This window comes from Acinetobacter sp. CFCC 10889, from assembly GCF_003268395.1.
GTDB lineage: Bacteria > Pseudomonadota > Gammaproteobacteria > Pseudomonadales > Moraxellaceae > Acinetobacter.
On record NZ_LQXQ01000003.1, the window covers coordinates 1 to 12,505 of the forward strand.

9 protein-coding genes are annotated in these 12,505 nt (G+C 39.7%); 3 read left to right on the forward strand and 6 right to left on the reverse strand.

The window, feature by feature from the left end; all coding sequences use genetic code 11:
- Positions 1-158: 158 nt before the first annotated feature.
- From AVJ19_RS01260 to AVJ19_RS01280, 5 genes are all read right to left on the reverse strand, one after another.
- Positions 159-1,241 carry a patatin-like phospholipase family protein gene (locus tag AVJ19_RS01260; RefSeq protein WP_111858029.1) on the reverse strand — a complete coding sequence of 361 codons (1,083 nt, stop codon included), beginning with the start codon at positions 1,239-1,241 and terminating at the stop codon, positions 159-161.
- Positions 1,242-1,570: 329 nt separating this feature from the next.
- A complete protein-coding gene (locus AVJ19_RS01265; RefSeq protein WP_111858030.1) occupies positions 1,571-3,190 on the reverse strand; it encodes an ABC1 kinase family protein in 1,620 nt (539 codons plus the stop codon).
- A gap of 8 nt (positions 3,191-3,198) precedes the next feature.
- Entirely contained in the window at positions 3,199-3,864 is a 666-nt protein-coding gene (locus AVJ19_RS01270; protein WP_111858031.1) for a ubiquinone biosynthesis accessory factor UbiJ, read from the reverse strand.
- A gap of 12 nt (positions 3,865-3,876) precedes the next feature.
- On the reverse strand, positions 3,877-4,821 hold the full coding sequence (gene ubiE / locus AVJ19_RS01275) for a bifunctional demethylmenaquinone methyltransferase/2-methoxy-6-polyprenyl-1,4-benzoquinol methylase UbiE (protein WP_111858032.1): 945 nt from the start codon (positions 4,819-4,821) through the stop codon (positions 3,877-3,879).
- A gap of 170 nt (positions 4,822-4,991) precedes the next feature.
- Positions 4,992-5,699, reverse strand: coding sequence for an FFLEELY motif protein (locus AVJ19_RS01280; RefSeq protein WP_111858033.1), 708 nt, complete (start codon positions 5,697-5,699; stop codon positions 4,992-4,994).
- Between the two features lie 240 nt (positions 5,700-5,939).
- On the opposite strand from AVJ19_RS01280, the gene AVJ19_RS01285 reads away from it, so the two are divergent.
- Entirely contained in the window at positions 5,940-7,358 is a 1,419-nt protein-coding gene (locus AVJ19_RS01285) for a phosphate--AMP phosphotransferase (protein WP_111858034.1), read from the forward strand.
- 132 nt (positions 7,359-7,490) lie between these two features.
- Positions 7,491-7,961: an Imm30 family immunity protein gene (locus tag AVJ19_RS01290; protein WP_228203258.1), complete on the forward strand. Its 471-nt coding sequence runs from the start codon at positions 7,491-7,493 to the stop codon at positions 7,959-7,961.
- A gap of 54 nt (positions 7,962-8,015) precedes the next feature.
- On the opposite strand, the gene AVJ19_RS01295 is transcribed toward AVJ19_RS01290, so the two are convergent.
- The gene (locus tag AVJ19_RS01295; RefSeq protein WP_111858035.1) at positions 8,016-8,528 is read right to left on the reverse strand and encodes a hypothetical protein; all 513 of its coding nucleotides are present in this window, start codon (positions 8,526-8,528) and stop codon (positions 8,016-8,018) included.
- 186 nt (positions 8,529-8,714) lie between these two features.
- Here AVJ19_RS01295 and AVJ19_RS01300 point away from each other — a divergent pair, with 186 nt between their 5' ends.
- Positions 8,715-12,503 (forward strand): exodeoxyribonuclease V subunit gamma, encoded by a 3,789-nt coding sequence (locus AVJ19_RS01300; RefSeq protein ID WP_111858036.1) that lies wholly within the window; start codon positions 8,715-8,717, stop codon positions 12,501-12,503.
- Positions 12,504-12,505 lie beyond the last annotated feature (2 nt).

A 12,505-nucleotide genomic window follows, 5' to 3' on the forward strand; every position in this document is an offset into this window, starting at 1 on the left:
CATTACTAAAAATCATTTTAGTTACAAGAAGTTCCCCTCTTTTTCCTTGCGCCATATCTGGCTCAGGATTAGGGGAGATTTTAGGAATTTTTCAAATAATTTTGCTTAACTGATCAGCATTACCCTAAATATGGATTTTAGGAGGATTTTTTGCAGAGTTACAAATCCACCATCACATCGGCAAAATTCTGCTTTTCGACCAATTCTAAAAATTCATCGCCCATGCGCTGACTTTCAGCCACAGACTGTCGCCATAATTTTTTACGTTCACTGTCTGATAAGCCTTTCATCACAAAGTCTTTACGGTCAGGGAGGCGACCCAAAGGTAATGATTTTAAATATTCCGCAGACGGTGAAAGTAGCAAAGTCCGTGCTTGATTTTCAGGATTGGCTTTGCGGGATTTAAACATTTTATCGAACCAGCCAGGGGTGATACTGTCGGTGAAATGTGGATATAAAACAATGCCTTTGCTGTTGAATGGCAAGTCGATGTGATAGTCGATCAAACCACCATCACGATATGCGCCTTGTGGTGCATCAGCGATATTTGTTACGGCAGGAGTTACACCTGGAATCGAGCCTGAAGCCATCAGCCAATCTGCGACATTGTCGGTATTAAAATTGACATAATGGGTTGTAAAGGCATCATCCTGAATTTTAAATTGTGGGAAATGTTCAGGCTGACTGATCACCCGTTGCATAAATTTATTCAAGTGATTACGTGAAATTGCATTGCTACCAATGATGCCCAGTAATGAACCATAGAGCGCAAGCTTTTGATCACTTTGGAAAATATGCTCTGCTTTGGCAGCGATAATCGCAAGGTGATAATCAGGATGAGTGACTAATTTTTCAGATTGATCGCCTAATATTCCATGCAACATATCACGTGATATTTTCTCAATCTCAGCGATTTTCATGCCTTTATGAAAGGGTAGATTGATATATAACTCTGCCAGTAGTTCCGCGCCCTTTTTTTCACCTTGTGCAATGAGACTTGCAAAACGCCATGCACCCACTGATGAGCCGATGAGGTAACGACGTTGTTTTTCACGTTGTAGAAAATCACCGAATATGGCTTGATCCAGACCCATTAAACCTATGCCTTTCGGACCACCTGCCGCACCAGGAATCATGTCGACATAGTGTGCTTGTAGTCCTTCTTTTTGAATCAGTTGTTTGGCAAGTGAGCCTGCTTGGATAGTTAAAGCAGCAGGGTGTTTTTGTAGGATTTGGGTCATGGGTTCACTCACTCAAACGGATGAGGGTATTTTAGTGGTGAGGGATTGTTGGACAATGGCGAGAGGTTTCAGTGGGTGACTTGGGAGTCATTCGTTAAATTTATTTTATCTAGATATTAGACTTTCTGCGAAAGTTAGTTTCGACAATATTTGAATCAATATTGAATGTTCCCTCTCCTTTCAGGAGAGGGTTAGGGAGAGGTTTTATTTTAAAAGCCTCATCCTAGCCTTCTCCCAAAGGGAGAAGGAACTCCCAACAGGCGACATCCATGTCGCCTCACGCTAGGTGATCTTTTCGAGATTATTTAAAAAAAACAATGTGATTTTATTTACTTCGCAATCCGCCAAACCGCTAAAACACTCGCCAATACAATGAGTACAATCGACACATACCACGGTGCAATAATCGCTATCGACAATAAAATCGCCATGATACTGCCGAACATCCAACTGCGTTTTTGTTGATGTTCAACTTCCAAACGCATCATTTGCAATTCATGTAACTGTTTCGAATGCCATGCAGACTGATTTTTCAGACCATTCAAACTATCAATCAGCAATGTAGGGAAATCCTGCGCACCTAACAGTAGATCAGGAATTTTTTGTCCTAATTCCTTTAAGTTTTTCTGCGGATTCATTTGTGCTTTAACCCATTCGGTCAGAATCGGTTTTGCCAAACTCCAAATGTCCAAATCAGGATAGAGATCTGTCCCTAAGCCTTCCACATGCACCAATGTTTTGAGTAATAACATCAGTTGTGGCGGAATTTCCAAATGGAAACGACGGGCAATGTCCATGACTTGAATCAGGATGCCTGCAAAGTCTAATTCGTGCATTGGTTTAGACACCATCGGTCCAACCGTACGACGCATTTCACGGGCGAGGGCATCTTGATCAGTTCCCGGTGGAATCCAACCCGCTTGATGCACGATCTGAATCAATTGCATAAAGTCGCTATTCATTACCGCAAGTAACATGCGAGCGACAGTCATCTGATCTGACTTAGACAATTCACCCATAATTGCACAGTCAAGGGCAATATAACGAGGTTTGCTTGGATTTAAGGTTTCAACAAAGACATTTCCCGGATGCATGTCTGCATGGAAAAAGTTGTCACGGAATACTTGGGTAAAGAAAATGGTTAAACCTTTTTCAGCTAAATCTTTACGATCCATGCCGAGTTTTTCAAAGGTTTCAATGTCCGAAATCGGCACACCTGTGATGCGTTCAGCGACCATTACATCTTTGCTATCCATATACACTTCAGGCACATACATCATGCTTGAGCCAGTGAAGTAATGGCGCATACGGCGGGTATTATCCGCTTCTAAAGTCAAATCCAATTCATTCAAAATGACTTGACGATAGTTCTCGATAATTTCTGAAATATGCACAGCACGTGCTGCTTCAAGGCGTTTTTCCAAATTCGCCCCAAGCCATCTTAAAATTTCAAAATCTTCTAAGATTTGACTGCGAATATCAGGTCGAGTGACTTTAACGACCACTTCACGACCATCATGTAAAGCCGCCGTGTGTACTTGTGCAATCGAAGCCGCAGCTAAAGGCTGTTCATCAAAACGAGCGAAAAGTGTTGAGATATTGGCTTTGAGCGATTCTTCAATACGCGTTTTAGCAACATCAACACCAAAAGGTTTAACTCGATCTTGCAATAACACCAATTGTTGTAAAATTTCAGGTGGAATCAAATCACGGCGAGTGGAAAGCAACTGCCCCAATTTAATCGCCAAAGGTCCCATTTCCTCTAAAGCTTCTTTCAGCTTCAGCGGATTTTTCTTTTCTTTGCTTGACCATGCTGCAGGATGCATGCGAATAATCGACAAGGCATGGCGGGCTTTTTCAGGTAATTCTTCCGCAGGTACCAATGTATCGAGTCTATAGTGAGCAGCGATGCGCCACAGTTCGAGTAATCGGGAAATGTGCGGAATCATAAATGGTCTTACCTAGGTTGTTCAGAGTTGAAATGGTTTTGAAGCTCTTGGATTTTCGCTTCAAGCCGATCAATATTTTGGTTGAGAGAACGCGTATCGTGTTGCAAATCATCCATTTGCCAACGTGGTGCAACTAGCCCTGTATCTTCTTTAAAAAAGTCTTCAGCAAAAAATAAATGACTTTGCAAAGAGCGTTTTAAATGCTTTGGTGCAAGCTGAATTTTACCAATTTCATGTGCCAATGCAGGACCAATCCACGGGCTTAAATGTGAGGCTAAATCAGGTTCAGCCTGTTGCAGAATACGTTGAATATCCTGTAGCAGGTGATAATCGCCTTGAAGTGGAATATTACCAATATCATCCGCAACAAACAGTTTGGCGAGTTCAACCACACTTTTGACATGTAAAGTTGCAGTTGCTTCAGAAATCGCAACCGTTTGATCAAAAGGACGTTGTTCAAACACAGATGGCGTATCGCTTTTGCCTGTCACTGTCGGTTCAAGCCGAACTTTATGTGTATCAAAAAACACATCAACAGACAATTGTGGTGAGTCGATCACCACACGTAATAATTTACCTTGTAATTCATCGAATTGGATACGAGTGATCGCATCCAAATTGATAAATTGATTGATCAGCCGTTCAACAGCACCGAGTGCCAAAATTGACCACATGGCGATTAACCTTTAAAGTTTAAAACCACGATGCACAGCCACGATTCCACCTGTTAGGTTGTGGTAATCGGTGTTTTGGAAGCCTGCATTTTCCATCATGCCTTTTAAGGTACGTTGGTCAGGGTGCATACGGATCGATTCAGCCAAGTATTTATAACTTTCTGAGTCATTCGCTACAAGTTTACCCATAATCGGTAAAGCAGTGAATGAATACAAATCATACAATTTTGAGAATGGCTCGAACACAGGTTTAGAGAATTCTAAAATCAATAAACGACCGCCCGGCTTAAGTACACGATACATCGCTGCAAGTGCTGCATCTTTATCGGTCACGTTACGTAAACCAAAACTGATCGTCAGTAGGTCAAAACTGTTGTCTGCAAATGGCTCTAAAGTTTCAGCATTGGCTAAAACGAAATCCACATTGGTACAGCCTGCATCGATTAAACGATCACGACCCACATTCAACATAGATTCGTTAATGTCTGATAATACAACATGACCTGTAGGACCTACTTCACGGCTGAAGACTTTGGCTAAGTCACCTGTACCGCCTGCAATATCAAGCACATGCTGACCGCGACGGACACCTGACATATTGATCGCAAAGCGTTTCCATAAACGGTGGATACCGAAAGACATCAAATCATTCATGATGTCGTATTTGGCTGCAACTGAGTGGAACACTTCAGCGACTTTTTGTGCTTTGTCTTCACTGCTGACAGTTTGGTAACCGAAATGTGTGGTTGCACCAACATTGCCTGTGTTTGCGCCACGAGGTAGATTGTATTTAGGCACTGTGCCTGAAACTGGGGTATCGGTCGGCTGTTGTTGTAAAGATTGTTGCTGACCTTGTGGTGCACCTTGTGGTAATGGTTCTGTTAAAAAAGGACTGACTTTGTCTGTATTTGTTGCCGATTCAGCTACTTGGCTTGGCTTTTGGTTTTCATCCGACACGTGAGTCACTCCTGAACACAAAAATAAGAAATCTTGCTATGTTTTGCATGATGACAGATTCTGTGATTTTTTACAGTGCCGATCATGCAAAATTTAAGGTCTAATGCTAAACCAAAAATAATATACAGAAAATATGACGTTTATGCCGTCATTTAGATGTTAAAACCTTATCATATTCTAAAAGGATTGGCTTGTCCTGAATGTACATTATTAACAATTTCAGACTCTTTGACTGTAAATGCATGAATAAAATCAGCGGCTGATTTCATTGGTTTCATTGCCACAAAACCCTCACCAATAAAGTCATACATCAAATCAAATTTATATTTATGTGCAGTGCCTTTACACATTTTAAAGGCAGTATGCATGATGAAAGAACGCATATATTTGTCTAATGCACCACCTAAATCATCCAATAAACTGAGTTGTTCTAAACGTGCATCATGTTGATTGAGTTTGATTAAAGTCAAACGCATCATTTCATCATCAATCACTTGATCAGCAGGATAATCTTTCAAGAGTTGCGCAGCCACTTGTTCATCAAGTTGCATCGCCAATACTGCCAGCCCTACAGATTTGAGCCCTGTCTTGATCGCATTTTCAGGAATAATTTTTTCAGCTTTATGTGCATATTTTAACAAGCGTTCAATTTGAATGGCTAAGTCATCAAACTCAGGACCACCGTATAAGCGATTAATAAAATAATCTGCCATGAGTTTATTTTCCTTACGGTTAAATAACTCAGTATGGGTTTCTAAAATACGTGCTTTTAACCAATCTTGCGCTTCATGCAAACGTTTTTTAAGTACAGGATCTTGATGATAATTAAATTGTTTATATTCTTCTAAAAGTTGATCAAGTGCTGCGAGTTTAGACATAGGTGAACTCAATTTCCATATATTCAAGAAAATCATAATCACAGTTTATCTGAACAACCATGACGATATTGCATGAAAATGACTGAAATTAAGTCAGTTGATGCTTTATTTGTTGTGCTATTGAAAATATTGTGAGCATATTTCTCATATAAAGAAACTGATACAAAAAATATGTTCAGGCTCAGCAAATCTTTGTAAACTTGAAAAAGTATAATGAAAACATAAGAAAAGAGCGTATTTATGAAAATAACTGAATCTGCATGTGAATTGCTTGATCCAGATCAATTGTCTTTAGATTTGATCGAAGCGCAATATGCTTTGAAAAATACCCGAGGACAAAAAAATGCCAAAAGTTTAGTCATTTTAGTCAGCGGAATAGAGCTTGCTGGCAAGGGCGAAGCTGTCAAACAACTCCGTGAATGGGTTGATCCTCGTTATTTGCGTGTTAAAGCTGATCCACCCTATATGATGCAAAGAGATCAAGCATTTTGGCAGCCTTATGCACGTTATATTCCATCGGAAGGGCAGATTTTGGTGATGTTTGGTAATTGGTACAGTGATTTATTGTCCACCGCTTTGCACGTTTCCGCACCAATGGATGATACTTTATTTGATGCCTATGTTGCTCAAATGAATGCTTTTGAACAAGATTTAAAAAATAATCATGTCGATGTGATTAAAGTTTGGTTTGATTTGTCATGGAAATCGTTGCAAAAACGCTTAGATAAAATGGACACCGAAGACCAACGTTGGCACAAATTACATGGTTTGGATTGGCGCAACAAAAAACAGTATGACAATGTGCAAAAGCTACGTCAGCGTTTTACTGATGATTGGGTTGTGATTGATTGTGAAAATGAAGAACTTCGTGATCAACAATTTGCACAAAGCATTTTAAAAAATTTACAGCATTTGCCAAATTACAGTACGCAAGTCAAAGAAAAATGGCAGCAAGCCGAAGTGCCTAAAGAATTACTAGAAGTTTCAAGTGATGTTTTGGATGAAGAAGATTATAAAACAGAATTAAAAAAACTGACCAAAAAAGTCGCTGAAGCCATGCGTTTTGATGGGCGTAAAGTCATTATCAGTTTTGAGGGTATGGATGCAGCGGGCAAAGGTGGTGCGATTAAGCGTATTGTTAAAAAGCTAGACCCACGTGAGTACGGCATTTACACCATTGCAGCACCTGAAAAATATGAATTGGCACGTCCATATTTGTGGCGTTTTTGGACAAAGTTATTAGAAGATGAAAAAATTTCGATCTTTGATCGTACTTGGTATGGGCGTGTGTTGGTTGAGCGGATTGAAGGTTTTGCAACACCTGTTGAATGGCAACGTGCTTATGATGAAATTAATCGTTTTGAAAAAGATTTAACCGACAATCAGCACGTCATCGTGAAGTTTTGGCTTGCGATCAGTAAGGATGAGCAAGAGGCTCGTTTTAAAGCACGTGAAGAAACACCGCATAAGCGTTTTAAAATTACTGAAGATGATTGGCGTAATCGTAGCCATTGGGATGATTATTTGAATGCAGCCGCCGATATGTTGCAACGGACACATACTTTCTATGCGCCGTGGCATGTGATTTCAACCAATGATAAGTACACGGCACGGATTGAAATTTTAAAAGCGATTTTAAAGCAAATTAAAGACAGTTGATTTAAAAAATTCTGAGATAGAGCAGCGGATGATAAGTCCGTTGTTCTAATGGAGTAGGTCGTAGAGCTATTTTACAATATTTATTTGTCAGTTTAATGATCTTATTACTTTGATTTTAAATAATATATTTTTATGAAAACAATTCAACTTGAAGATGAAATACAGATTTTAATTGACGTTATAAAAAAGAGTCATTTTTCTGATGTGAAAGCTATTGATGAAAGCCTTGCTAAAATAATGGCTTTTAATCAGGCTTCAAGCATTCGTCCTTTGATACGATTAATTGAAGATAATGCAATATATGATGAGGCAATTTTTGCCATAATACATAGCATCGAATCCTTTCAGGATGATGTTTATATTACTGAATGTATAAAAGAGTTACCTGATCTAGTGCTTAAATCTCCTCAATGGGCAATGATTTTATTTCAACGTATATTGAATAATGACCATGCAAGCGTATGTTTGATTGAAAAGATTTATCTTACAACACATGAGGTTAAGCAAGCAGTACTATGGCTTGTGGAGGAAATAAATAGAAAAAGCATTCAATTTTTAGATCAAACTGAAGCAGTCAAAATTGCAGCAAAGCATGTTAAATAGAGCTTTATATTTGACAATAAAAAGCGGACATCAAGCCCGCCTTAAATTAATACATCAAGAATATTTCACCACACTCGCATTCTGTTTCTGCTGAATGCCTTTTGCCAATTTATAGCATTCTTCCACATGTGCTTCAGCGACTTTTTTCATCACAATATAGCCCAAGCTTGCCGCAATGATCGAACCGCCCAAAGGAATGAATTTGGTCACTTGTTTGGTGATGACTTTGGCAGCAACATTATTCAAAGAAGATTTCACCGCAGTACGTGCTACCACCAAGCCTGAAAACTCAAAACCACGTTTACGCAATTCATTCCAATGGATTTTTTTAGTCGCAGGGTCATAAACGCTGATTTGATCAGGCGCTAAACCAAAACGGGCATTAATTTCAGGAATCAATTGCGATAAAATTCCCACATCAATCACCACATCAAAAAAAGGTACAGGAACAACAGCTGCACCTGCTGAAAAATAAGCACGCTTTTTGACGAGTTCTAAACATTCATTACGAACATTTTCCAAGTTTAGATTTGGGTCAATTGAGTCGGGGATTTTGTCGATTTTCATAAAATATCTACCTGTAATTCAAACTATTTATCATATTTATGCAGTTGCATTGTTTTAGCTTGAAATAATCATGTTATTTCCAAATAATGTTGTCAAAATGCCATAGTATGATGCAGTTGTATAGTGGCGAATGTTTATGTTTTTGTGCATAAACAACACAATAAATGGCAAATTAGTTGAGGGAATATGGCGATTCATGTGATTCAAAGCCAATCAATCGAAGTATTGATTCAGGGTGTTGTACAAAGTACGCAAAGTGTCTCAAATGACCCATTTTCTGTGTTAAAGCCACAACATTTTATTGTGCCAAGTCCTGCGATTGAGGCATGGCTGACGCAAAAAATGGCAGAACAACAAGGCATGAGTGCCAACAGCATTTTTCATCAACGCATTCGTGGGTTTCAGTGGTTCGCCTATCAGCAAGTTTTGGACGATAAAGACAAAGTTCGTAAAGCAAATATTCCCCGTTTGATTATGAAATGGCGTATTTATCAGACTTTAAAAGGTTTTATTGTTGCTGATGAGAATACACTTGCAGAAGATCATCCTTTATTTGGCATTATCAAACGGATTTATGATGCGGCTGCTCAGCTTGAAAATGGCTTGGATAAACAACTGAAGAAACAAAGCATGTTGTATTGGACGGCGGAACAAGTCTCGAAATTGTTCAGTAACTATATGCAATATCGTGGTGATTGTCAGCGTGGTTGTGGTGAGTTGTGCAACTGCCCAAGCAATTGGTTGGGACAATGGGGGCGTGGTCAGGAACTTGATTTAGAACAACAATTTTTTAAAACTCAGCAAGCAGTTTCGGCATTTACTTTAAATCAAGCGCAAGAGTTGGAAGCTTGGCAACGTTGGTTATGGCAACAGACTTTTCATGACGATTTTGTGGAAATGCGTGGCATTGATGCGGATTTTTGGCAAATTTTAGATGATGAAAATCTGCGTGCACAGGCTTTAAAAAATTTACCCAATCAATTAATTATATTTACTTTGTTGGATCTGCCACCAAGTCAGTTACAGTTTTTAAGACGTTTGGGTCAATATCTCGATGTGGTGATTTTGCATTACAATCCATCACAAGAATATTGGGCAGACAGTGTCGATCCAAATTGGAAAAGACAATATGATTTACGGGTTAAAGAGCGTTTTGTTGCCAAAAATCCCAAAGCAACCGATGCTGATATTGAAAAGTTTTTTAATGCATTTACCTTAAATTTCAATGCAGAAATCCGTGAATCCCGCCACCCATTATTGACCCGTTTTGGCAAGCAAGCCCGTGACCATTTCTCGATTTTATCCAATTTATCTTCGGGCGAAGAGGGGCAGTGGATTGATGCTTTTGTCGATGAAGAACCGAGCAATTTACTGACAAAATTGCAGTCTGATATTTTGTATTTGGTTGAACCTGAACCCCATGCTTATCCGATTGCTGAAAATGATGATTCGATTCAGATTCATGTGTGTCATTCGGCATTGCGTCAGTTGGAAGTATTGAAAGATCAATTGATTCATTGGTTGGCGCAAGGCACAGCGGATCATCCGCATCGTCCAAGTGATATTTTGGTCTTAGCACCTGATTTAAAACAGATTGAACCTTTAATTCGTAGCGTATTTCCACATATTCCAAATCAGGACAGTGTTTATTTACCTGTGAAAATTGCAGGGGTGACACAGCTTGATGCGGTCAATGCATGGCGAGCGGTACTAGGTCGGATTCAGTTGGTACAAGGGCGTTTTAGTGTTGAAGATTTTGCCGATTGGTTAAGTTTAAATGCCACCCAATTACGTTATGGCTTGGACATTGCTAATACAGAACGCATGGTTGTGTTATTGATCAATGCAGGCTTTAAGCGTGGTTTGGATGAAGCACATTTGCAGCGGACATTGAGCGCAGACGATACCGATTATCGCTTTAGTTTTAAATATGCGTTGGATCGTTTGGCATTGGGTGTGGCGATTCCTGAACATACGATTTTTGCCCATTCACAGGGCGAAACCTTAAGTTATGCGCAAGTGTTGTCGAGTGATTTTGAATTGATTGCGACCTTGATCGAAATTTATCAAGACTTTGCAACTCGTCGTGAATGGATGATTGCGCATGAAACGCCGACATTGTCCAAGCAAAAAATCCATGTTGAATCATGGTTAAAACGTTTGATGCAAGACATTGTCGAGTTTGAACAATGTGGTGTTGAAGCCTTAAAATCTGTTTATGAAATTGTCAAAAAACAAGAACGTATGCTGACCTTGGCAAATTATTATGATCAGCGCAATGCGCCACAATATGATGCTCAAGGTACAGCGATTTTGCACAATATTGACTTGCCTTTGCCTTATTTGCTCAATGAAATCCAAAATACATTGGAGGGGCAGTTTGATCAGGCTTTGCCAACAGGGCAGATTACCTTTAGCCAAATCGGACAGATTCGACCATTGCCTTATAAATTGATCGTGATGTTGAATTTGGACAGTGGCAAATTTCCAAATCGTAACACGCATTTACCTTTTGATTTAATGGAAATTTTAAAACCACAATTGGGTGATCGTTCACGTTTGGATGATGATCAAGGCGCATTTTTGGATGCTTTGCTACTTGCACAGGAAAATTTGTGGTTATTTTACAATGGTTTTGATGTCAGTGATGGTGAAGTGCGTGATCCCTCAAGTGTGTTACAGGAGCTGATCAATCATATCGCTTTGATTGCCCAATCACCTGATGGTTTGGACAATGACGCTGAAACATCGTCTGTGGATCGTGCAGATCGGATGATTGAACAAGATGGTATTGAAATTCCTGTGCAAATTCAGTCTTTATACCATATTCATACTTTACAACCTTTTGATCCGAGTGGTTTTGTATCCACCGAGCAAATGCGTTTTCAAGATCAATGGTTTGCAGTGGCACAAAAGATTCACCAAGCAGAAAATTTGTCACAGCGAGAAGCTTGGGTCAATACGCCTTATCCTGTGATGCAAGCAGAGATGACCGTATTGGATGCAGGACAATGGATTCAGGATGTGACATTCCCTGCACGTTTATATCTAAAAACCTTGGGGGTGGAAAATTTACGTGCCGAAGATTTGCCTGCTTTAAATGAACCCTTGGTACTTGATGGTTTGGCGAAATATCAAATCCGAGATTTCTTGCAAAAACAGGATGCTGAACCAACGGACAATCAAGATATTACAGCGCATTTGGCAACAGATATGGCGTTATTGCAAGATCAATTGCCGATTGGAAAAGTGCAATACAGCGCATGGCAAATGAGTTTGGCGGAACAGGACAGCTTAAAAGAAAGATTGCGTTTGTATGCGCCTGAGGTGACCGCAACTACACAACGGCAATGGCGTATTGAAAATAATGTGGTGATGAATATTACTGTGCCAAAACAACATGCAGTGAATTGGGTCAGTTTGGATGCTTCAAGCGCACGGGGGAAACGCCGTGCCAAAGTATGGCTCGAATATTTGCTGTGGCTGAGTTATTTAAATCTTGCAGGTGAGCAAGCAAAAACCTTACAACGCATTGCGGTGTTTAGTGATGCGACCATTCTCAATACAGGTTTAAGTTCAGCAGAAGCCAAAGCGCATTTATTGGCATGGTTTAAAGCCTATAGTTATGGACAATCTGAACCTTTGGTATTGCCATCGGCATTGTTGCTTGCGACTGAATCTAAAAAAACCTCGTTACTTCTTGCGGACAATCAAGGTGAAGTGGCGTGGGACAGCAATGAAGCAGGGCAGCAGGTTTTAGCCGATTTCGACAAATTACTGAAAAAATGGCAAGAGTCACAAGCTTTTAATTCGTCCTTTAGTACAGAAAATGATGAATCACATCAAAAGCATCGAGATTGGCAGTTTATTTTACAAGAGCAAGACACTACGGCTTTGTTGAAACATGCTTGCGATGTATTTGCCTATGATTTGTATCAACCGATTTATCAATATCAAACTGTGGTGGAGGAATAACC